The 21,290-nt window shown below is 74.1% G+C and carries 17 protein-coding genes; 10 read left to right on the top strand and 7 right to left on the bottom strand.

The features are described 5' to 3' along the window. Positions 1-55: 55 nt before the first annotated feature. Both P3T41_RS02065 and P3T41_RS02060 read left to right on the top strand, forming a co-directional pair. Complete coding sequence (locus tag P3T41_RS02065) at positions 56-1,270, top strand: alpha/beta hydrolase-fold protein (RefSeq protein WP_280687178.1); 1,215 nt, start codon at positions 56-58, stop codon at positions 1,268-1,270. A 116-nt stretch (positions 1,271-1,386) separates the two neighbouring features. Continuing rightward, entirely contained in the window at positions 1,387-3,657 is a 2,271-nt protein-coding gene (locus tag P3T41_RS02060; RefSeq protein ID WP_280687177.1) for a glycosyltransferase family 39 protein, read from the top strand. A 78-nt stretch (positions 3,658-3,735) separates the two neighbouring features. On the opposite strand, the gene P3T41_RS02055 is transcribed toward P3T41_RS02060, so the two are convergent. The 3 genes from P3T41_RS02055 to moaA form a co-directional block, all read right to left on the bottom strand. Then, positions 3,736-5,355 (bottom strand): alpha/beta hydrolase, encoded by a 1,620-nt coding sequence (locus tag P3T41_RS02055; protein WP_280687176.1) that lies wholly within the window; start codon positions 5,353-5,355, stop codon positions 3,736-3,738. Between the two features lie 48 nt (positions 5,356-5,403). Continuing rightward, a complete protein-coding gene (locus P3T41_RS02050; RefSeq protein ID WP_280687175.1) occupies positions 5,404-6,174 on the bottom strand; it encodes a hypothetical protein in 771 nt (256 codons plus the stop codon). A 130-nt stretch (positions 6,175-6,304) separates the two neighbouring features. Further along, positions 6,305-7,318, bottom strand: coding sequence for a GTP 3',8-cyclase MoaA (gene moaA / locus P3T41_RS02045; RefSeq protein ID WP_280687174.1), 1,014 nt, complete (start codon positions 7,316-7,318; stop codon positions 6,305-6,307). Between the two features lie 130 nt (positions 7,319-7,448). On the opposite strand from moaA, the gene P3T41_RS02040 reads away from it, so the two are divergent. From P3T41_RS02040 to P3T41_RS02020, 5 genes are all read left to right on the top strand, one after another. After that, on the top strand, positions 7,449-8,060 hold the full coding sequence (locus tag P3T41_RS02040; RefSeq protein ID WP_280687173.1) for a nucleotidyltransferase family protein: 612 nt from the start codon (positions 7,449-7,451) through the stop codon (positions 8,058-8,060). 138 nt (positions 8,061-8,198) lie between these two features. Then, positions 8,199-9,185 (top strand): hypothetical protein, encoded by a 987-nt coding sequence (locus P3T41_RS02035; protein ID WP_280687172.1) that lies wholly within the window; start codon positions 8,199-8,201, stop codon positions 9,183-9,185. Between the two features lie 384 nt (positions 9,186-9,569). Beyond that, positions 9,570-10,427, top strand: coding sequence for a hypothetical protein (locus P3T41_RS02030; protein ID WP_280687322.1), 858 nt, complete (start codon positions 9,570-9,572; stop codon positions 10,425-10,427). A 216-nt stretch (positions 10,428-10,643) separates the two neighbouring features. After that, on the top strand, positions 10,644-11,519 hold the full coding sequence (locus tag P3T41_RS02025) for a (2Fe-2S)-binding protein (RefSeq protein WP_280687171.1): 876 nt from the start codon (positions 10,644-10,646) through the stop codon (positions 11,517-11,519). 183 nt (positions 11,520-11,702) lie between these two features. Next, positions 11,703-12,713 carry a DUF2637 domain-containing protein gene (locus tag P3T41_RS02020; protein ID WP_280687170.1) on the top strand — a complete coding sequence of 337 codons (1,011 nt, stop codon included), beginning with the start codon at positions 11,703-11,705 and terminating at the stop codon, positions 12,711-12,713. Between the two features lie 36 nt (positions 12,714-12,749). Here the strand turns inward: P3T41_RS02020 and P3T41_RS02015 are convergent, their stop codons facing one another. The 3 genes from P3T41_RS02015 to P3T41_RS02005 all read right to left on the bottom strand — a co-directional run bounded on the left by P3T41_RS02015 (position 12,750) and on the right by P3T41_RS02005 (position 16,573). Next, positions 12,750-14,975 carry a SpoIIE family protein phosphatase gene (locus P3T41_RS02015; RefSeq protein WP_280687169.1) on the bottom strand — a complete coding sequence of 742 codons (2,226 nt, stop codon included), beginning with the start codon at positions 14,973-14,975 and terminating at the stop codon, positions 12,750-12,752. Between the two features lie 234 nt (positions 14,976-15,209). After that, entirely contained in the window at positions 15,210-15,662 is a 453-nt protein-coding gene (locus P3T41_RS02010) for an ATP-binding protein (RefSeq protein ID WP_280687168.1), read from the bottom strand. A gap of 164 nt (positions 15,663-15,826) precedes the next feature. Then, on the bottom strand, positions 15,827-16,573 hold the full coding sequence (locus P3T41_RS02005) for a carbonic anhydrase (RefSeq protein ID WP_280687167.1): 747 nt from the start codon (positions 16,571-16,573) through the stop codon (positions 15,827-15,829). 220 nt (positions 16,574-16,793) lie between these two features. On the opposite strand from P3T41_RS02005, the gene ureA reads away from it, so the two are divergent. Genes ureA through P3T41_RS01990 form a run of 3 tightly spaced genes read left to right on the top strand, consistent with a single transcriptional unit; the run spans position 16,794 to position 20,274 of the window. Further along, entirely contained in the window at positions 16,794-17,504 is a 711-nt protein-coding gene (gene ureA / locus P3T41_RS02000; RefSeq protein ID WP_280687166.1) for an urease subunit gamma, read from the top strand. 5 nt (positions 17,505-17,509) lie between these two features. After that, on the top strand, positions 17,510-19,201 hold the full coding sequence (locus P3T41_RS01995) for an urease subunit alpha (RefSeq protein ID WP_280687321.1): 1,692 nt from the start codon (positions 17,510-17,512) through the stop codon (positions 19,199-19,201). Between the two features lie 35 nt (positions 19,202-19,236). Further along, positions 19,237-20,274 (top strand): agmatine deiminase family protein, encoded by a 1,038-nt coding sequence (locus P3T41_RS01990; RefSeq protein WP_280687165.1) that lies wholly within the window; start codon positions 19,237-19,239, stop codon positions 20,272-20,274. 230 nt (positions 20,275-20,504) lie between these two features. Here P3T41_RS01990 and P3T41_RS01985 read toward each other — a convergent pair whose 3' ends face one another. Beyond that, entirely contained in the window at positions 20,505-21,239 is a 735-nt protein-coding gene (locus P3T41_RS01985) for a Type 1 glutamine amidotransferase-like domain-containing protein (protein ID WP_280687164.1), read from the bottom strand. Positions 21,240-21,290 lie beyond the last annotated feature (51 nt).

Here is a 21,290-nt window from a genome sequence, read left to right as displayed (position 1 = left end):
GATCAGCGTCCCAAAACCCGGCCGACCGGGTCAATGGCCCGCGCACGCTTCGTGAATGACCGTGCACGACGAGTATCGGCCCGGCGGAGGGGGTGACCTGCGCCGTCTCTGGCGCGTCATCTACGATCATGCGGTGCTCGCCCTGACCGGACTTCCCCTGCAGCTCATCACCGGCCTGCTCGCCGTGGCGGCCTTCGTCGCCACCATGTGGCTCTGGCCCAAGCTCGGCGGCAAGGGCGTCAAGCCCGTACTCGGCCGGCTCGGCGCCTTCTTCGGCACCCAGGTGCTGGTGCTGGTGGCGATGGCCCTGGTGGCCAACTCCTACTTCGGCTTCTACACCAGCTGGACCGACCTGCTCGGCACCGCCGGCGGCCCCGGCAAGGTGGTGGACCACCAGCCGAGCAACTCCTTGCAGGTCACCGGCGAGCAGAAGTTCTACTCCTCGCAGGGCTCGGCCGAGGACCGCTCCGGGGTGATCCAGCAGGTCTCGGTGACCGGCGCCGCCTCCGGGCTGAGCAACGACGGCTACGTCTACCTGCCGCCGCAGTACTTCCAGCCGGCCTACGCGAACCAGAAGTTCCCGATGGCGCTGGTGCTCTCCGGCTACCCGGGCACGGCCGAGAAGCTGATCTCGCTGATGCAGTACCCGGCCAGCACCCTCAAGGCGATCAACGCCAAGCAGCTGCCGCCGATGGTGCTGGTGATGATGCGCCCCTCGCCGATCGCCAGCCGGGACACCGAGTGCATGGACGTCCCGCACGGCCCGCAGGTGGAGACCTACTTCACCGAGGACCTGCCCAAGGCGCTGGCCGCCGGCTACCGGATCGCCCCGCAGGCCTCCGCGCACGCCGTGATGGGCGACTCCACCGGCGGCTACTGCGCGCTGAAGTTCGCGCTGCGCAAGCCCGACGCCTACCACGCCGCGATCGCGCTCTCCGCCGACTACAGCGTCTCCAACGACCCGACCACCGGTGACCTGTTCGGCGGCAGCGCCCAGCTCAAGCAGGAGAACGACCTGCTGTGGCGGCTGCGCAACACCCCGGCGCAGCCGGTCTCGCTGCTGCTGGCCACCAGTCCCAACGAGGACAACTACCAGGCCACCCAGGAGATGGTGAACTCCTTCAAGGCCCCCACCAAGCTCTCCACCATCACCCTGAACAGCGGCGGCCACAACTTCCACACCTGGGGCCGGGAGATCCCGCCGGCCCTGGAGTGGCTGGGCAAGCAGCTGTCGGTGCCCGGCCTGACCGGCGCGCAGGGCGCCACCTGACGGTCCGTCACCTTCGTCGCCCGCGTCACCTGCGCCACCTCGTCACCGCCGAAGCACATAGCCGGCTCACAGGCTCACCCCAAGGCCCTGCCAGGCCCGCCGTGGACCGTGGCGCCATGACCACGACCAGTTCCGCCCCCCAGAGCAGCGTGCCGTGGCCCGAGGCCGCGCACTACCCGCCGCCGCAGCCGCCCGGGCAGGCCGCCGACCGCCCGGACCACCCGGCCGGTCCCGAGCCGCTGTTCCCGCCCGCCGCGCCGCCCACCCCCGGCCCGAAGGGGCCGCGGAGCTGGTCGGGACGGCTGCGCACGCTGCCCGCCCGGACCTGGCGCGGACGGGCGGACGACCCCGCCTGGGTGCGACCGGCACTGCTCGGGCTGCTGCTGGCCACCGCCGCCCTGTACGGGTGGAACCTGACCGCCTCCGGCTGGGCGAACTCCTTCTACTCGGCCGCGGTCCAGGCCGGCACGCAGAGCTGGCAGGCCTTCTTCTACGGCTCCTCGGACGCCGCCAACTTCATCACGGTCGACAAACCGCCGATGTCGCTCTGGCCGATGGAGCTCACCGCCCGGCTCTTCGGCCTGAGTTCGTTCACCGTACTCGCACCCGAGGTGCTGATGGGCGTGGCCACGGTCGGCGTGCTCTACGCGACCGTCCGCCGCCGCTTCTCGCCGCTCGCCGGGCTGCTCGCGGGCGCGGCACTGGCGCTCACCCCGGTGGCGGCGCTGATGTTCCGCTTCAACAACCCCGACGCACTGCTCGTGCTGCTGCTGACGCTGGCCGCCTACGCCTTCGTCCGGGCCACCGAGAGCGCGAGCACCCGCTGGCTGCTGCTGGCCGGGGTGATGTTCGGCTTCGGCTTCCTGACCAAGACGCTGCAGGCCTTCCTGATCCTGCCCGCCTTCGCGCTGGTCTACCTGGTGGTCGCGCCCACCGGGCTGTGGCGACGGCTTCGCCAACTGCTGGCCGCCGGGCTCGCCCTGGTGCTGGCCGGCGGCTGGTGGGTGGCCGTGGTGCAGCTGGTGCCGGCGGCGGACCGGCCGTACGTCGGCGGGTCGCAGGACGACAGCTTCCTGTCGCTGACCTTCGGCTACAACGGCTTCGGCCGGCTGACCGGGAACGAGACCGGCAGCGTGGGCGGGGGCGCGGCTGCTCCCGGCGGGGGCGGGGGCGCCGGCGGAGGCGGTGGGCCGCACTGGGGCAGCACCGGGCTGACCCGGCTGTTCGGCAGCGACCTGGGCGGTCAGATCGGCTGGCTGCTGCCGGCCGCGCTGGTGCTGCTGCTCCTCGGTCTCTGGGCCACCCGCCGCGCCCCGCGCACCGATGCGGCCCGCACCGCGTTCCTGGTCTGGGGCGGCTGGCTGCTGAGCACCGGTCTGACGTTCAGTTACATGTCCGGCATCTTCCACCAGTACTACACGGTCGCCCTCGCCCCGGCCGTGGCAGCACTGGTCGGCATGGGGGTGGACGGTCTCTGGCGGGCCCGCCGGCGGCTGCCGTACGCGGCGCTGCTCGCCGTGCTGGTCGGCGGCACGGCGCTCTGGGCGTACCTGCTGCTCGGGCGCAGCGCCGGTTTCGTGCCGTGGCTGCGCTGGGTGGTGCTGCTCGGCGGTCTGGGGGCGGCGCTCGTGCTGCTGGCAGCCGGGCGGCTGGCGGGCCGGGCGGCGGCTCGGTGGTCGGCGGTGGGGGGCGTGCTCGCGCTGGCGGCGGGGCTCGGCGGACCGGCGGCGTACGCCGTCGACACGGTGGCGAGCGCGCACACCGGCTCGATCCCGACGGCGGGGCCGCAGGTGGCGGGCGGCGGCTTCCCGGGCGGCGGCCGGCCCGGCGGCGGCGCCCCCGGCGGGACGCGCGGCGCCTTCCCGCGCGGTGGGTTCCCCGGCGGCGCCGGCGGCGCGTTCCCGGGCGGGGGTGCGCCGGGCGGCGGTGCCCCGGGCGGCTCGACCACCGGCGGCTTCCCCGGCGGCGGCCGACCGGCCGGTGCGGGCGGCGGCACCCGCGGTGGCGGCGGTATGGGCGGCCTGATCGACGGCGCCCAGGTCAGCCCCGCGCTGGCCACCCTGCTCAAGGCCGACGCCGCGAACTACACCTGGCCCGCCGCCACGGTCGGCTCGCAGAACGCGGCGAGCTACCAACTCGCCACCCGGGAGCCGGTGATGGCACTCGGCGGCTTCAACGGCAGCGACCCCTCGCTGAGCCTGGCCGCCTTCCAGCAGGACGTGCGGCAAGGCCGGATCCACTACTTCATCGGCGGTGGCGGCTTCGGCGCCCAGCAGGGCGGCTCCGACGACAGCTCGCAGATCACCGCCTGGGTCAGCGCGCACTACACCGCGAAGACGGTGGGCAGCGCGACGGTCTACGACCTGACGGCGCCGACCACCTCCTGACCCGGGAGAGGGGGCCGATTCACCCGGCGGTGCGTCGGCCCCCTCCCGTCCCGCGGCTGCCGGGCCACCGACCTCCCGTCAGCCGGTGATGTCCGTCGAGCAGTGCGTCCCGGCCGCCGGCATGGTGCCGTTGAGCAGGAAGCCGTTCACCGCGCTCTGGATGCAGCTGCTCTTGTCGTAACCGGTGTGCCCGTCACCGTCCCGGGTCAGCAGGGTGGCGTTCGCCAGGCCGCTCGCCAGGTGCTGGGCCCAGGCGTACGGGGTGGCGTCGTCGCCGGTGGAGCCGACCACCAGGATCGGGGCGCTGCCGGTGGCCTTGATCACCTGCGGCGGCGCGCCGTGGGCCGGGAAGGCGCCGCAGTCGTTGCCGACCCGCAGGTCGTCGATGGTGACCCGGCGGTTCAGGTAGGACGCCTTGGCCTGCAACTGCTGCAGGGCCTGCTGGAGTTGGTCGTCGGTGGGGCTCGGGGTGCCGTCGTCGGCGCAGTTGATCGCCGTGTTGGCGTCGGCCTCGTTGGTGTAGCGGCCGTTCGGGTCGCGGCCGTTGTAGTTGTCGGCCAGCACCAGCATGAAGTCGGGCGAGTGCTGGTTCATCGCCTGGGACAGGGCGCTCCGCAGGTAGCCCCAGTCCTTGGCGGAGCCGTAGAGCATGTCGAGCGCGCCGGTCCAGCCCTCGGCGGAGGTGAGCACGCGGCCGTTCTTGGCCGAGGTCAGCGGGTGGTTCTGCAGGCCGTCCAGGAAGTCGGCGGCCTTCTTGGCGGCGGTGCCGGGGTCCGAGCCGAGCGGGCAGCCGCTCTGCGTCACGCAGTCGGCGGCGAAGTGCTCGAAGACGCCCTCGAAGCCGATCTGCTGCTGGACGTCGGCGGTGAGCGCGTCCAGGCTCGGGTCCATCGCGCCGTCCAGCACCAGACGGCCGGTGCGGCCGGGGAACTCGTCCGCGTAGACGGTGCCGAGGTAGGTGCCGTAGGAGAAGCCCAGGTAGTTCAGCTTCTGATCGCCCATCACCCCGCGCAGCACGTCCAGGTCGCGCGCCGCGTTCACGGTGCCGACGAACGGCAGCAGCTTGCCGGACTTGGCGGCGCAGCCGCTCTCGAAGTCCTTCATGGTGGTCGCGGTCGCGTGGTCCTGGGCGTTGAGCTTGTCGCGGTCCGCGTCGTCCAGGCAGTGCACGGCGGTGCTCCGGCCGACCCCGCGCGGGTCGAATCCGATCAGGTCGTACCGGTCGCCCAGGGTCTTGAACCGGCTGTCCGCCGTGTTCGCGAGGTAGTCGAGGCCCGAGCCGCCAGGGCCGCCCGGGTTGAAGAAGAGCGAGCCGAGCTTCTGGCCCTGCTGCGCGGCGGGCTTGCGGATCAGCGCGATGTCGATGGTGTCCGCGCCCGGGTGGGCGTAGTCCAGCGGGACGTGCGCGGTGCCGCACTGGAAGGCGGACAAGTCGGTGCCCCGGGTGTCCGGATCCGCCGAGCAGCTCCCCCAGCCGACCTGCTGTCCGTAGAACGGCTTGAGCGCCGGGTCGTCGGCGCCGGCCGGCGTGGCGGAAGGGGACGGCGCGGGCGGGGTGCTGGTCGAGGCCCGCACCGCCGACGGGGCCGGGCTCTTGGCGACGGGGGATCCCCCGGAACCGCCGCAGCCGGCGACCACGGTGACCCCCAGCACTGCGGGCAGGATGCGGCGCGACGCACGCGCCAGAGTGAGCTTCACCGCAGAGAGATATCACCTTCTCTTCGTATAAGCACACCCATTGCATCGCTATCCCGCATCCGGCTCCGGCAGCGCCGCCCGCACCTCCGCCAACTCCGGCCCCGGGCCGTGCTGCTGGAGGTACCGCAGCCCGTGGCGCAGGTAGGCGCGCGGGTTGGTGCTCAGCAGCCGGGCCCAGGAGGGCTTGCGCTCCCCGCGCAGCCAGGCGTAGCAGGCCAAGGCGTAGCCGAACTGCCGCTCGGAGAGGTAGCCGAGCCGTTGCCAGGACTGCTGCCGGTGGTTGCGGCTGGTGGTGAAGGCGGAGTTGGCGGCGAAGACGCCCAGCCCGAAGTAGACCGTGAACAGGTCGGTCAGCGGCTCGTGGTCCTCGCGCGTCCGGCTGATCCGGCCCTCGCCCAGCAGCCGGACGTGGCCCAACTCGTGGGCGATGGTCGCGATCAGGGCCGTCGGGCGGGCCGCCATCCGCTGGTCGATGCCGATCACCGCCAGCCCGTCGCGTCGCCGGTAGTGACCCGCCGCGTAGCGCGAGCGGCTGGTCAGGCCGAGTTCGGCGACCATCGCGTCCAGGCCGGAGTCCGGCTCGATCTCGACGGTGATCACCTCGGGGTGGACCCCGACGACGGTGCGGATCGTGCCCACCAGACGGCGGATCTCGTCGGGCGTGCCCGCGTACGGCCCGGGGAACTGCTCGGCGGTCGGCAGCACCGGCTCGCGCAGCAGCGGACCCGGGCCGAACTCATCGGCCAGCCAGGCCGTCGACCGCTCGATCCAGACCCGGGCATCGGCCCCCACCGGGCAGGCCGCCAAGCGCGTCCACATCCCTGCTCCCCCGTCCGTCGACCCTGACGGTACGGTACAGCGGCGCCCGCGTTGACCAACCGTCAGTGCCTCCGGACCACCCCCGCCAGCCGCTGCCGGCCCGCTGCCGACCGCCATCAGCCGTCAGCCATCAGCCGCCGATCGCCGACATCGGCCGCTCCGGCTGGACGAAGGCCGCGGAGTTGATCTCGTGCCCCGGACCCTTGCGCGCGATCGTGTTGCGCCAGGCCCGCTCGATCTCGGCGTCCGCCGCGCCGCCGCGCAGCAGCGCGCGCAGGTCGGACTCCTCGGTCGCGAAGAGGCAGTTGCGCAGCTGGCCGTCGGCGGTCAGCCGGACCCGGTCGCAGGTGCCGCAGAACGGCCGGGTGACCGAGGCGATCACGCCGAGCACGGTGTCCGTCCCGGCGATCCGGAACTCCTCGGCCGGCGGGGTGCCGCGCCCGGCGCCGAGCGGCGCGCGCTCCACCGGGATCAGCCGGTAGCGGGTGCCCAGCACGGCCAGCAGCTCGTCGGCGGTGATCATCGCCGAGCGGTCCCAGGCGCCCTGGGCGTCCAGCGGCATCGACTCGATGAACCGCATCCGGTAGCCGTGATCGGCGGCGAACGCGACCAGGTCGAGGATCTCGTCGTCGTTGACCCCGCGCACCGGCACCGCGTTGATCTTGACCGGGGCCAGCCCGGCCTCCTGTGCGGCGGCCAGGCCCGCGAAGACGTCCTCGATCCGGTCGCGCCGGGTGATCTCCTGGTACCGGTCGCGGCGCAGCGTGTCCAGGCTGACGTTGACCCGGCGCAGCCCGGCGGCCTTGAGGTCGCCGGCCATCCTGGCCAGCCCGATCCCGTTGGTGGTCAGCGACAGTTCCACGTCCAGCTCGGTCAGCCGCCCCACCAGGCCGGGCAGGCCGCGCCGCAGCAGCGGCTCGCCCCCGGTCAGCCGCACCGAGGCGATCCCCAGCCGCCGCACCGCGATCCGCGCCAGCCGGATGATCTCCTCGTCCGTGAGCACCTCGGCCTTCGGGAGCCAGTTGAGGCCCTCGGCCGGCATGCAGTAGGTGCAGCGCAGGTTGCAGCGGTCGGTCAGGGAGATCCGCAGATCGGTGTGGACCCGGCCGAAGCGGTCGACCAGCGGGGAGGGTGCGGTGTGCATGACTGCCAGTAGAAAACGACACGCGGCAAAGATCCAGCGGCGCATCGACCGGCGTCCGTACAAGGTCAGCGGCGCACCCTTGTGCAATCACACAGCGCGCGGGCGGCCCGCCGACCGCCATGCTGGTGGCATGGCCGAGCTTCCCCCGCCCACCTCGCCCGTTCCCGCCCTGGTGCTCGCCGCCGGCGGCGGCCGGCGGCTGGGCGGCCGGCCGAAGGCGCTGCTGCCCTTCCAGGGCCGCCCGCTGGTCGAGCACGCCGTCGAGGTGGTGCGCGAGGGCGGCTGTGATCCGGTGCTCGTGGTGCTCGGCGCGGCTCGTGACCAGGTGCTCGCCACGGCCGAGCTGGCCGGCTGCACGGTGCTCGCCAACCCCGACTGGGCCGAGGGCATGGGCGGCTCGCTGCGCACCGGCCTGGCCGCGCTGCCGGCCGGCTGCTCGGGCGTGCTGGTCTCGCTGGTCGACACCCCGGGCGTCACCCCCGCCGCCGTTGCCCGGCTGCTCGCCGCCCACCGCGCCGGCGCCACGCTGGCCGCCGCCGGCTACCAGGGCCGCCGCGGCCACCCCGTGCTGATCGGTGCCGAGCACCTCGCCGAGGCCGCCGAGACCGCCCGCGGCGACGCCGGCGCCCGCGCGCTGCTGACGAACCATCAGGCCGAACTGCGCCTCGTCGAGTGCGGCGACATCGCCGTCCCCGACGACCTGGACACCCCGGCCGATCTGGCCCGCTGGTCGGCGGGTTGACGCCCGCGGGGGCTCCGCGTGCCGAGGGATTCACCCTGAAAAATCCCTGATCATTCCGACATTCGGCACCATCGAACGGCCCGATCGGGGACGATGGAGGGCGACCCGCCCCTCTCACCCGAACGGACGGTGCGCGCCTTGTCCGGACATCCGCTGCCCGACGACTTCACCGGCAACGACTCCTGGGACGGCGGTGGACCGCGTCCGGGGGACCAGCTCCCCGAGGCCGCGACCGCACCGGCCGGCGCGCGGGCGATCCGCTGTCCGGCCTGCCGGCGCGAGCATGTCTACGAGCCGCCCACGCTGCCCTGCCCGTGCGGGGCCGCGCTCAAGGTGCCGCTGCTGCGCGGCGGGGTGCCGGTACAGGTGCGGTTCCGCTCCTGGGAGGACTCCTGGCTGAGCCTGCGCTGCCCGAGCTGCGGGCGCAACGACCAGTGGCCGCAGCCGGAGTTCACCTGTAACTGCGGTGCCACGGTGCGGCTGCCGGTCGACCGGCAGCCGCGCGCGGGGGCCACCGGGCCGCAGGGGTCGCGCCCGCTCGGGGTGCGCCCCGGCGCGGCCGGGGCGCAGCACGGCGACGGTTCGCTGCTCGCGGAGCGCCAGGGCTACTCCGGCACACCGCGGCACACCACCGGGGTGCCGAGTGCGCCGGCCGCCCCGCCCGCCGGGGTGCCGAGCGCGCCCACCGCCCCGCCGATCCAGCCCGCCGTGCCGCAGGGCGGCCGCTGGCAGAACCGGCCGCCGTTCCGCCCGCAGCCGATCCGCACCGGGCAGGACGCCGTGCTGGCCGCCGCCCGGTACCTGGAGTGGCTCGGCTTCGGCGAGTTGGAGCTGACCGAGGGCCAGGAGCGCGAGGCCGTGACGCTGCTCGGCCGGCGCCTGGTGGCCCAGGTGGACAGCTGGCCGGAGCAGGCCGACATGCGCTCGGTCGAGTGCCTGTGGCTGCAGACCCTGCACGCCGAGGAGATGGCCGCCGCGATGTTCACCACCGCCGGGTACTCGCACCAGGCGACGGTGCGCGGCGAGCAGTTGCTGGTGGCGCTCTTCGCGCTGGACGAGGGAGGCGTGCCGCAGCCGGTGAACGGCGCGGCCGAGGCGCTGCTGGAGACCGGCTGGACCTCCTGACCGTCCGTCACCACCAGCCCCACGCGGCCACCCGAGACCGCTCGAGATCGCTCGAAACCGCTCGAGAACCGGGAGAGAACGGGGAGAGAACCGAAAGACGTCGCGCTCGTGATCTGGTGCACAAGCTCACCCGAGTGTTGAATTGCGGTGCTCCACAGCCTGGTCGTCGGTCTCCGCCGCCGATCCGTCGCCGTCGGAGCCACCGCATGACCGTGGGGCACCGCACACAAGGAGGTGGCGTTGTCGGAGCACGGAACGGCCCCGCTGAGCGGGGGGGCGCGCGGCCGGCCGGCGGATGCCGACCGACATCGACACGGCACGCAGGGGGGCACCGGGGCGCAACCGCCCGGCGGGCCGCCCGGGGTGCCGCCGCACGGCGGGGGGCTGCATCCGGGGGCCGACGGCCCGCTCGACGAGATCACCAGTGGCACGGTGTGGCGGCTGCGCTCGCGCGCCTGCTGGCAGGAGGCCGCCGAACTGCTCACCCTGAGCGCCGAACGGGACGCCCGAACCGCCCTGGTCCGGGCCGAGCTGCTGATCGAGCAGTGCCTCTTCACCGCCGACCACTGGGACCAGGCCGAGGCCGCGCTGCGGCTCGCCGAGGCCGGGGTGACCAGCACCGAGCAGCGCGCGGCGGCCGCCTGCGCCCGCGGTTTCCTGGCCTACCTGGGCAGCGTGCTCGGGCCGCGCGACCGGCTGGACGAGGCGCAGGCCGCGCTCGGGCGGACCTCCGCGCTGCTGCCGCCGAGCGCACCGGGGCGGCCGCTGCTGGACTTCCGGCGCGGGCTGGTCGCGGAGAACCTGCTGCGCGACCAGACCGCCGCCTGGATCGCCTACCGCCGGGCCCACGAAGGGGCGTTGGCGCACGGCGACACCCTGCTGGCGTCCGCCACCTGGCGGCACCTGGCCGCGCTCGCGCTGGCCGGCGGCGACCGCACCCGGGCCCGCGAGGGCTTCGCCGCCTCGCTCCGGCTGCGCGAGGAGCTGGGCTTCATGGTGGGCGTGGCGCCGGCCCTGGCCGCGCTGGCCGAGGTCTCGGAGCCGGGCGAGGCGCAGCGGCTGCGCGCCGAGGCCGGGCGGCTGGTGCAGGCGCTGGGCGGCGTGCCGGTCTGGCTGGTGGGCCGGCTGGGCGAGGACGGCGGCACCGGCAGCCCCGGCGGCCCACCGGGCGCCCCGCGCGGGGCGCCGCCGAGCGCCCGCCCGGGGGTGCCCCGGATCCGCGGGGCGGCGGGGGCGGCCTGACGGCGACTTGAGCGGGGCGGCCTGAGCGCGGACGGCCTGGGCGCAGACGGCCTGAGCGCGGGCCGCCGGTCCCCCGGACGGACGCGGCGGGCGGGATCTCCGACGGCCCGTCAGCTAAGGTGAGGCTTACCTGAGGGGGTGGGGTGTGCACCCCGCCCCTCCCGGGGATCAGCCACGCCCGGGGCCGCACCCCGCCCGATCCGATGGGGCCTCGCCTTGACCGAGTGCGCCTCCCCGTACCCGCCCCCGGCGCCCCCCTTCGCCGGCGCGTACACCGCGTTCGCCCAGGTCTTCCCGGAGCTCCGGATCCAGCACCGCCGCGCCGCCCACCCGCACGAGGGCTGGGTGCGCACCCCCCGGCTGCTCGCCGATCCGGCCCTGCGGGCCCGGCTGATCGCCACCGAGGCCCGGCACGGCCTGGCCCGCTACGGCACCGCGCCCCGGCCCGACGTCGCCGCCGGCTTCTGGCTGCACCGCTACACCTGGCCGCTCTGCCTGCTCTTCACGCTGCCCTGGCTGCTGGAGCGCCGGGTCCCGCTGCCGACCGTCGCGCAGCTGGCCAGCCGGCGCGCCGCGAGCGGCGGCGGGCCCGCCGAGCTGGCGCTGCTGGCGGCCCCGGAGCCGATCGCCTTCGCCTGCCTGCCCGGCGACCCGGCTGCCCGGCTGCCGGGGGCCCGCCCCGTCGCGGACGAGCCGGCCCTGCGGACCGCGCTGCGCGCCGCGCTGGCCGAGCAGTTGGCCCCGCTCCTCGCCGCCTTCCGTGGCGAGCTGCGGCGCGGTCCGCGCACCCTCTGGGGGCTGGCCACCGACGAAGTGGTCGAGGGCCTCTGGTACGCCGCCGGGCTGCTCGGCCAGGAGGCCCGCGCGCTGGCCGAGTTGGCGGCACTGCTGCCCGAGGGTGCGGACAGCGCCCCGTTCGTCGGGGCCGCCGCGTTCCGGACCACCGCGTTCCGAACCGCCGCGTTCCGAACCGCCGGGGCGAGCCGCCCGGCGGGCCCACCGACCCCGGTCCGCACCCGGGTGAGCTGCTGCCTCTACTACACGGTGCGCCCCGCGGACCCGTGCGTCGGCTGCCCGCGCTCCTGCGGCTGAGCGGACCCCGCCAAGCCTGCGGTCATATCATCATCCTGACGGAACGTCAGCTCTCGCTCTCTCCAGCGTATTTACCCCCAAACCGCCCACGCGGCCGAGCACCATCCGCCATGATGAACCTCCCTCGGGTGGCCCCGTGCCGTCCCGTTTCGCATGCCGAGAGAGCGAGGTTGGTCCAGCACCATGAAACTGTCGGACATACCACTGGGCTGGGCCGTGGCCGCCGTCGCCATCCTGCTGCCGGGCGCCCTCCTGGTGGCCTTCCTGCGCAGCAGGGGAGCGGCCACCGCGCGCGGCGCCGACTCCTGGGAGCGCACCGAGGAACGGCGCCGCCGCAAGGAGTCGCTCTACGGAGGCGCCTCCTACACCCTGCTCTTCTGCTGCGCGGCCGTCGCGGCTGCGCTCTCCTTCCACGGTCTGGTCGGCTTCGGCACCCAGAACCTGGGCCTGTCCGGCGGCTGGGAGTACCTGGTCCCGTTCGGTCTCGACGGCGCCGCGATGTTCTGCTCGGTGCTCGCCGTCCGCGAGGCCAGCCACGGTGACGCTGCGCTCGGCTCGCGCCTGCTGGTCTGGCTCTTCGCCGGCGCCTCCGCCTGGTTCAACTGGGTGCACGCGCCCCGCGGTCTCGGACACGCGGGAGCGCCGCAGTTCTTCGCCGGGATGTCGCTGTCGGCCGCCGTGCTCTTCGACCGGGCGCTCAAGCAGACCAGGGTGGCGGCGCTGCGCGAGCAGGGGCTGGTGCCCCGGCCGCTGCCGCAGATCCGGATCGTGCGCTGGCTGCGCGCCCCGCTGGAGACCTACGCGGCCTGGTCGTTGATGCTGCTCGAAGGCGTCCGCAGCCTGGACGAGGCCGTCGAGGAGGTCCGCGACACCAGGCGCGAGGCCGTGGTCAACCGCGAGCGCCAGCGGCTGGCCAGCCGCCGCGAACGAGCCGAGATCCGCGCGCTCAACCGGGCCCCCGGCGGCTGGGGCCGGGTCCGCACCGGCGCCGCCGCCCGGCAGTTGGAGCCCGCCAGCAGCGCGGAGCCCGCGATAGCACCGCTCCCCGCCCCGGAGACCGCCACCGCGCCCGGCCTGCCGGCCCGCCCCGGTCGGCGGACCATCGACCTCAGCACGGAGGATGACACCATGACGCTGCCCCGGCTCGACTCGCTGGAGCAGAAGCTCAAGGACCTGGAGCAGCAGTTCGGTTAGCACCGACGGCCTGCGGCAGCGGCGGTGGCGGTCGGCTCAGGCCGCTTCCGCCACCGGCGGCGCCGACAGCTCGAACCACATCCGCTTGCCGGACCCGCGCGGCTCCACGCCCCAGGCGTCCGCGAGCGCCTCGACCAGCATCAGGCCGCGCCCGGAGGAGGCCTGCTCCCCCGGGGTGCGCCGCTTGGGCCACAGGTCGGACTCGTCCTCGACCTCGATCCGCAGCCGCGGCTCGCGGCCGTCCTCGCGGTAGAGGCGGGCGGTGAACATCGCGTCCCGGTCGGTGTGCCGGATCGCGTTGGTGACCAGCTCGGAGGCGAGCAGTTCGGCGGTGTCGATCAACTCGGGCACGCCCCAGCGGCGCAGCGCGTCCCGCAGCTCGCCACGCAGCTCGGCGACCCGGGCCAGGTCGGCCTGCCCGATCCGGCGGCGCAACTGCTGGGCGGCCAGCCCGCCTTCGGGGCCGTCCCAGCGCAGCAGCAGCAGCGCTATGTCGTCCTCGCGCTCGGCGGGGTCGGCGGCCCGGGCGGCGATCCGGTCGGCGAGTTCCTCGATCGGGTCGCTCGCACCGTCGCCGGCCGAGCCCAGCTCACCGGCCACCGACTCGCAGAGCCGGGCCATCCCGGTGTCCAGGTCGAGGCCGCGCGATTCGACCAGGCCGTCCGTGCAGAGCACCACGGTCTCGCCCGGGTCCAGGCTGAACCGGGTCACCTGGTACTCCTGGTCGGCCCCGATGCCCAGCGGCAGGCCGCCGACCACGCTCTGCACGGTGCTGGTGCCGTCGGCGCGTCTCACCACCGGGTCCAGGTGCCCGGCCCGGACCGCGTAGACCACGCCGTAGTCGACGTTGACCTCGGCATAGGTGCAGGTGGCGAAGTGGTCGGTGTCCAGGTCGGCCAGGAAGCGCGAGGCCCGGGCCATCACGGCGGCCGGCGGGTGCCCCTCGGCCGCGTAGGCGCGCAGCGCGATCCGCAGCTGCCCCATGATCCCGGCCGCGTGCACGTCGTGGCCCTGCACGTCGCCGATCACCAGGCCGACGTGCCCGCCGGGCAGCGGCACCACGTCGTACCAGTCGCCGCCGATCTGCAGCCCGGAGCCGGCCGGCAGGTAGCGCACCGCGGTGGTCACCCCGGGCACGGCCGGCACGTTGCGCGGCAGCATCACCCGCTGCAGGCCCGCCGCCAGCTCGTGCTCGGCGTCGTGCAGCCGGGCCCGGGCCAGCGACTGCGCGACCAGGCCGCCCAGGGTGGAGAGCAGGGTGCGCTCGTCTGCGTCCAGCTCGCGCGAGTCGTCGAAGCTGACCAGGCACAGGCCGATCGTCCGGCCGCTGGCCACCAGCGGCAGGTAGGCCCAGGCGCTGCGCCCGGTGCCGATCACCTTCGGCCAGGCCTGCGGGAACCGCTCGCGGTACTCGTCCTGGCTGGCGAGGAAGAGCGGCAGCCGGCTGCGGATCGCCTCCGCGGCGGGCTGGAACGGCTCCAGCGGCATCCGGTCGAAGGGGACCATGTGCTCGGAGCGGTAGCCGCTGGCACCCAGGATCCGCAGCCGCCCGGCCTCCATCGCGGCCAGCACCAGACCGTCCGGCGGCAGTCCGGGCAGCGGCAGCTCGGTGAAGACCCGGGCCACGTCGCGCACCGTGACGGCCTCCGAGAGCGCCCGGGCTGCCTCCTTGATGAACCGCGACCGGTCCTCGCGCAGGGCGGCCTGCCGCCCGGCGTCCTCCCGCTTGTGCAGCTCGGCGGTGGCGTCCCAGAGGAAGCCGACCATCCGCGAGGGGCGGCCGAAGGCGTCGGCCAGCACCCGGCCGCGGAACCGCACGGCGTGCAGTTCGCCGCCGGGGAAGACGGTGCGGTAGTAGGCGCCGCACTGGCCGAGCTCGGCCACCGCGCGCTCGACTCTGCGGCGCACCACCGGCGCGTCCTCGGGGTGCAGCAGCGCCAGGAAGTCCTCGGAGCTGAGCTCCGGGGCGCAGCCGCGCACGCCCATGAAGCCGCAGGCGCGCTGGTCGGCCTCGATCAGGTCGCGGCGGATGTCCCAGTCGAAGGAGCCGATGCCGTTGGCGGCCATCGCCGGCTCCAGCCACTCCGGCGTCGAGTCGCCGCCTCGCCCCGGCAGGCTCTGCACCGTGGTGGGCAGCGCCACGGGCGGGGCGCCCAGGCCGCCCATCGGGCTGCTGCCGCGGGTGCCGGCGCGCCGACCGCCCTGGGCCTGCGGGCCGAGCGGAAGGCGTGCGGGCCCCTGCGGCTCGGGCTCAGTCGCCATGGTTCTCCTGCCCCTGCCGGGTCCGTCGAGTCGGGTGTGGCCCGGGGGCGGCACCACGAGAGTGGGGCGCCCGGTCCGGACACACATTCTCACTATCCTGTCGAATGTTCGACCACGCGGCAATAACGCCCGGTCGGCCCGCGCGTAACGTGTCCGGAACGTTCGCGTCACACGCGCGGCAGCTCCGTCCCCGGCTCCCTACGCAGCTTCAGGTGCGGCCTCGGGTACGGCGCGTCACGACCGGTCCGCCACCACTTCGAACCAGGTGGTCTTGCCCTCGGAGCGCAGCCGCACGCCCCAGGCGTCCGCCAGCGCCGCGACCAGCGCCAGGCCCCGCCCGTCGGTCTCCGTCTCGGTCGCCCGGCGCGGCCTGGGCAGCCGGGCGTCACCGTCCCGCACCTCGACCCGCAGCCGCAGGTCGGCGCCGAGCACCGCGTCCAGCACGGCGCCGGTCGAGGTGTGCCGCAGGGCGTTGGCGACCAGCTCGGTGGCGAGCAGCTCGGCGGTGTCGGCCAGCTCGGGGGCGCCCCAGTCGGCCAGCGCCCCGCGCAGGGCGGCGCGCAGCGCAGCGATCGCCGCGAGGTCCGCGGGTGCGAAGGCCGCGTGCAACCGGCGGTCGGGCGCGCGCTCCTCGGCGGCGCCCGCCTCGGCGCCCGTCTCGATCTCGAACTGCTGCTGACTTTCCATCAGATCTGCCCCCCAGCTGCGCTCTGATCCATCGTGAGTCCGGCTCGCCCCCGGTCGCAACGGTGCGTGAGACGTCAACTGAGGTGCACGGGGGGCTCACGGCGCGCAGTCTGCTGACACGCTGTCAACATCCGCCGTCCGGCGCGCTGCGGGGCGCGGCGCGATCAGGGCAGCTCTCGGGCCGCGAAGTCGACCGCACCGCTCTCCAGCGCGTAGTACCCGCCGCGCACCGCCAGCCGCCCGGCGGCCACCGCCGGGGCGAGCAGCTCGTCGGCGCGCAGCCGGGCCACGGTCTGCCGGGTCTGCTCGCGCACCACCGCCTCGACCAGCTCGGCGCCGCCGGTTCCTACTGCACCGCCGGCTCCTGCCGGCGCGCCGGATCCGCCGGTCGCGCCCGCCGCCAGCACCGCCTGGTACGGCGCGCGCAGGCAGCGCGCCACCTCCGCGAGGTGCCCCGGCAGCGGCGCGCCGTCGTGCAGCGCGCGGACGGCGGCGGTGACCGCGCCGCAGCCCTGGTGGCCGAGCACCAGCAGCAGCGGGGTGGCCAGCTCGACCGGGCCGTACTCCAGGCTGCCGGCGATCAGCGGGTCGAGGGTGTGCGCGGCGGTGCGGACCACCAGCAGGTCGCCCAGCCCCTGGTCGAAGACCAGCTCGGGCGGGACCCGGGAGTCGACGCAGGTGAAGACCACCGCGAACGGCGCCTGGCCGCCCGCCAGCTGCTGCCGACGGTCCGGCGAGGCATCCGGCCGGCTGACCGCTCCGCGCACCCAGCGGTCGTTGCCCGCCCGCAGCCGCGCCAGGGCTTGCGCGGCGTCCGCCGCCCTGTCCCCCGCTCGCGCGCCGGCCGGTGACGCCGCGGCCGCCGGCAGCACGCCGAGCGCGCCCGCCGCCAGCATCGTCCGCCGTCGCACCCTCGCCACCTCCGGTCGGCCGGCCCCCGCACCCGCGTACGGCTCTGCCTCCGCTAAACGAGCGACACCCCCGCCGGTCACCCGCGCAGAACACCGCAACCCGGGCAAGGCTGGACACGGCGACCCGATCCAGGTTCAATGGCCAGCAGAAATTAGAACGCCGTTCTAACCGACGGACGCATCCCTCCCCTTCCCCCCGGTAACCCGCGAGCGAGGCATCGTGCGACTCACCCCTACCGAACGGGACCGGCTGCTGCTCTTCACAGCCGCCGAACTGGCCCGCGCCCGCCGCGCCCGCGGCTGCCGGCTCAACGTGCCCGAGGCCACCGCGCTGATCGCCGACACCGTCTGCGAGGCGGCTCGTGACGGCAAACGGCTCGCCGAGGCGATCGAGGCCGGCCGCACCGTGCTGAGCGCCGACGACGTGCTGCCCGGCGTGCCCGACATCGTCACCGTCATCCAGGTCGAAGCCGTCTTCGACGACGGCACCCGCCTCGCCGTCGTCAACGACCCCTTCCAGGGCGCCGGTTCACTCGGCGAGGACGGCCCCGGCGCCGCGCTGCCCGGTCCCGGCACCGGCTACGACCCGGTCGAGGAGACCGTCGTCCTCACCGTCCACAACACCTCGCCGGTGCCGATCAGCGTCACCTCGCACTTCCACTTCTTCGAGGTCAACCCGCGCCTGGCCTTCGACCGCGCCGCCGCCTACGGGACCCGCCTCGCCGTCCCGGCCGGCTCCTCGGTGCGTTTCGACCCCGGCGCCGTCGTCGAGGTCGGCCTGGCACCCATCGGCGGCGAGCGGGTGGCGATCGGCTTCGCCGGCCTGGTCGACGGACCGCTGGACGCGCCCGGCGCGCGCGAGGCGGCGCTGGAGAAGGCCCGCGCCACCGGCTACCTGATCAACTTCGACGACTCGGAGGTGGATTCGTGACTGCGATCTCCCCCCACGACTACATCTCGGTGCACGGCCCCCGGGCGGGGGACCGGATCCGGCTCGGCGACTCCGGACTGATCGTCCGTGTCGAGTCCGACTCCCAGGCGCCCGGCGACGAGTTCCTGGCCGGGTTCGGCAAGACCGCCCGCGACGGCCTGCACCTCAAGGCCGCCACCGTTCGCTCCACCTGCGACGTCGTGATCAGCAACGTCCTGGTGATCGACGCCGTCCAGGGGATCGTCAAGACCTCCATCGGCCTGGTCGGCGGCCGCATCGCGGCGATCGGCCGGGCCGGCAACCCCGACACCATGGACGGCGTGGAGGTGGTGGTCGGCACCGGCACCACCATCGTCTCCGGCGAAGGCCTGATCGCCACCGCCGGCTCCATCGACACCCACGTGCACCTGCTCTCCCCCCGGATCATGGAGGCCTCGCTGGCCTCCGGCGTCACCACGATCATCGGCCAGGAGTTCGGCCCCGTCTGGGGCGTGGGCGTCAACTCCCCCTGGGCGCTGCGGCACGCGTTCAACGCCTTCGACGCCTGGCCGGTCAACATCGGCTTCCTCGGCCGGGGTTCGTCCTCCGACCCGGGCCCGCTGGTGGAGGCCCTCGCGGAGGGCGGCGCCAGCGGCTTCAAGGTCCACGAGGACATGGGCGCCCACACCCGCGCCCTCGACACCGCGCTGCGCGTCGCCGAGGAACACGACGTCCAGGTCGCCCTGCACACCGACGGCCTCAACGAGTGCCTCTCGGTCGAGGACACCCTGGCCGTCCTCGAAGGCCGCACCATCCACGCCTTCCACATCGAAGGCTGCGGCGGCGGACACGTCCCCAACGTGCTGAAGATGGCCGGCGTCGCCAACGTGATCGGCTCCTCGACCAACCCGACCCTGCCGTTCGGCCGGGACGCGCTGGCCGAGGCCGCCGGCATGATCGTCTCCGCCCACGACCTCAAGCTCGACCTGCCCGGCGACGCCGCCATGGCCCGCGACCGCATCCGGGCCGGCACCATGGGCGCCGAAGGCATCCTGCACGACCTCGGCCTGATCGGCATCACCTCCTCCGACGCCCAGGGCATGGGCCGCGCCGGCGAGACGGTGCGCCGCACCTTCGCGATGGCCGGCAAGATGAAGGCCGAACGCGGGCCGCTGGACGGCTCGTTCGGCACCCGCGACGGCGGCGACGACAACGAACGCGTGCTGCGCTACATCGCCAAGCTCACCATCAACCCCGCCATCGCCCACGGCCTCGCCCACGAGGTCGGCTCCATCGAAACCGGCAAGCTCGCCGACATCGTCCTGTGGCGCCCCGACCACTTCGGCGCCAAGCCGCAGCTCGTCCTCAAGGCCGGATTCCCCGCCTACGGTGTCGTCGGCGACCCCAACGCCACCACCGACCGCTGCGAACCCCTGGTCCTCGGCCCGCAGTTCGGCGCCCACGGCGCCACCGCGGCCGACCTGTCGGTCGCCTTCGTCGCTCAGGCCGCCGTCGACAACGGCGACCAACTGCCCACCCGCAGGCGGCGTGTGGGCGTGCGCGGCACCCGCGGCATCGGCCCTCGCGACATGATCCGCAACGCCCGCACCGGCCGGGTCGGCGTGGACGCCGGCACCGGACTGGTCTCGCTGGACGACGAACCCCTGCGCTCCGAACCCTCCGACAGCGTCGCGCTCAGCCGCCTCTACTTCCTGTAAGCATCGCCCTCTCACCCCTCTTAGGACTTACCGCCATGACCACCCCCGCTTCGCTCGGCTACTCGATGCCCGCCGAATGGCACCCGCACGAGCGCACCTGGATGGCTTTCCCCACCGACAACCAGACCTTCGACACCCCCGCGCACCTGCACGCCGCCCGGCTCGCCTGGGCGAAGGTCGCCAACACCATCGTCCGCTACGAGCCGGTGACGCTGGTCGTCAACCTCGGCGAGACAGCGGCCGCCCGCGAGTACGTCGCCGGCGAGGTCGAGATCGTCGAACGCCCGCTGGACGACGCCTGGATGCGCGACATCGGCCCCACCTTCCTGACGGACGGCCGGGGTTCGCTCGCCGCCGCCGACTGGATCTTCAACGGCTGGGGCGCCCAGTCCTGGGCCAGCTGGGAGCACGACCAGCACATCGCCGAGCACGTCAGCGAGTTGGCCGGCGTCCAGCGCTTCGCCTCCCGCCTGATCAACGAGGGCGGCGGCATCCACGTGGACGGCGAGGGCACCGTCCTGGTCACCGAGACCGTCCAACTCGGCGAGGGCCGCAACGCCGACTGGACCAAGGAGCAGGTCGAGGCCGAACTGCACGCCCACCTCGGCACCACCAAGGCGATCTGGCTGCCGCGCGGACTCACCCGCGACTACGACGAGTTCGGCACCCGCGGCCACATCGACATCGTCGCCTCCTTCGCCCGCCCCGGCGTCGTCCTCGCCCATGTCCAGCGCGACCCCGCCCACCCCGACCACGCCGTCTGCCAGGAACTCGTCGCCCTCCTGCGCGCCTCCACCGACGCCAAGGGCCGCCGCCTGGAGGTCATCGAGGTCCCGGCCCCCACCGTCCTGCACGACGAGGACGGCGAACCGGTCGACTACTCCTACATCAACCACTACGTCGCCAACGGCGCCGTCATCCTCTGCGCCTTCGACGACCCGCGCGACCAGGAAGCCGCCGACATCCTGGCCGAGGCCTTCCCGGGCCGCAAGGTCGAACTGGTCGATGCCCGCGAGATCTTCGCGAACGGGGGCGGGATCCACTGCATCACGCAGCAGCAGCCGAAGGTGTGACGGTCCGTCAGAAGGGAGCGGCGGGCACGCGCTGACCGGGCGGCACGCGGCGGCGGCGATCGCAGCGAGCTGATCATCTTCCGGGAGCAACGCGCCCCCTGTCCGGCCCGAGGGTCGGACAGGGGGCGCGTCCAGAGGACATGGTCGTCACACAGGCAGCCTCAGCGCCGTCGCCTACCGGCACGCGCACCTGTCAGGTGTTGGTGGACCAGAGCGGTCCGCCGTTGGCATCAGGGCTGGAACAGTTTCCACTGCCCCTCGGAGACGACCTGGACGGCGCCGTCGACCACCTTGATGGCGGTCTCGTCGTCGATCGCATACGTCGGCGCGGGAATCCGTGCCGCCCACCTCTCCGCGTTGGCCAAGGAGGCGTCGGGGTGGTTCGGGTGCTCCAGGTGCGGGATCACCGCGAAGTCGACGAGTCCTGCTCCCTGTCCCGTGACCAGGATTCTGTCGACGTCACCCTGAGGCGTGGCGAAGACGATGTCCTCCGACCTCAACGGTCCGTCGTTCCCGCGGGGCGGTTCGCGGTAGGTCTCGACAAAGGTGGAGGCAACGGCCATGCTCCCGGCGCTCACCCCCACGTAGACCGCCTCGGAGCGCAGCGTCGGCAGTAGGCCGGTCAAACCGGAGCGCCGCATCCAGTTGGCGAGAAACAGGGGGTCACCACCCCACACCAGCAGTGCGTCGGCGGCCTGGACCGTTGGCACCCAAGCAGCCTCCTCGATGCTCGAGAGCGCCGTCAGCTCCAGGATCCCCAACGATTTCCAACCCAATCCGCACAACGGCGATGGGCCCTCACCGGAGATCGCCCGCCACGCCATGCCGGGCCCGCCGGGGAAGGGGTAGATGGCGGTGGGGATGAACAGGGCGTTGGACTCGGCGATCGGTTTGCCCAGCAGGTCGACCAGCGCGTCGTGGATGCTGCTGTTCTTGATCCCGGACGACGTGAGGAGTGCTCTCATGTACCTACCTCCCTGAGTTGCCTGCTGCGGAGCACTCGCTGCGCCCCGAAC

The organism is Kitasatospora sp. GAS204B, from assembly GCF_029892155.1.
In the GTDB taxonomy this organism is placed as follows: domain Bacteria; phylum Actinomycetota; class Actinomycetes; order Streptomycetales; family Streptomycetaceae; genus Kitasatospora.
The sequence above is the reverse complement of the archived record's forward strand: the minus strand, read 5'-3'. Positions and strand labels throughout refer to the sequence as shown.

What these genes read in the sequence shown, in the direction of transcription:
- P3T41_RS02065 (WP_280687178.1), top strand. Translation starts at nt 56, where the DNA reads ATGACCGTGCACGACGAGTATCGGCCCGGCGGAGGGGGTGACCTGCGC.
- P3T41_RS02060 (WP_280687177.1), top strand. Translation starts at nt 1,387, where the DNA reads ATGACCACGACCAGTTCCGCCCCCCAGAGCAGCGTGCCGTGGCCCGAG.
- P3T41_RS02050 (WP_280687175.1), bottom strand. Translation starts at nt 6,174, where the DNA reads ATGTGGACGCGCTTGGCGGCCTGCCCGGTGGGGGCCGATGCCCGGGTC.
- moaA (WP_280687174.1), bottom strand. Translation starts at nt 7,318, where the DNA reads ATGCACACCGCACCCTCCCCGCTGGTCGACCGCTTCGGCCGGGTCCAC.
- P3T41_RS02040 (WP_280687173.1), top strand. Translation starts at nt 7,449, where the DNA reads ATGGCCGAGCTTCCCCCGCCCACCTCGCCCGTTCCCGCCCTGGTGCTC.
- P3T41_RS02020 (WP_280687170.1), top strand. Translation starts at nt 11,703, where the DNA reads ATGAAACTGTCGGACATACCACTGGGCTGGGCCGTGGCCGCCGTCGCC.
- P3T41_RS02015 (WP_280687169.1), bottom strand. Translation starts at nt 14,975, where the DNA reads ATGGCGACTGAGCCCGAGCCGCAGGGGCCCGCACGCCTTCCGCTCGGC.
- P3T41_RS02010 (WP_280687168.1), bottom strand. Translation starts at nt 15,662, where the DNA reads ATGGAAAGTCAGCAGCAGTTCGAGATCGAGACGGGCGCCGAGGCGGGC.
- P3T41_RS01990 (WP_280687165.1), top strand. Translation starts at nt 19,237, where the DNA reads ATGACCACCCCCGCTTCGCTCGGCTACTCGATGCCCGCCGAATGGCAC.
- P3T41_RS01985 (WP_280687164.1), bottom strand. Translation starts at nt 21,239, where the DNA reads ATGAGAGCACTCCTCACGTCGTCCGGGATCAAGAACAGCAGCATCCAC.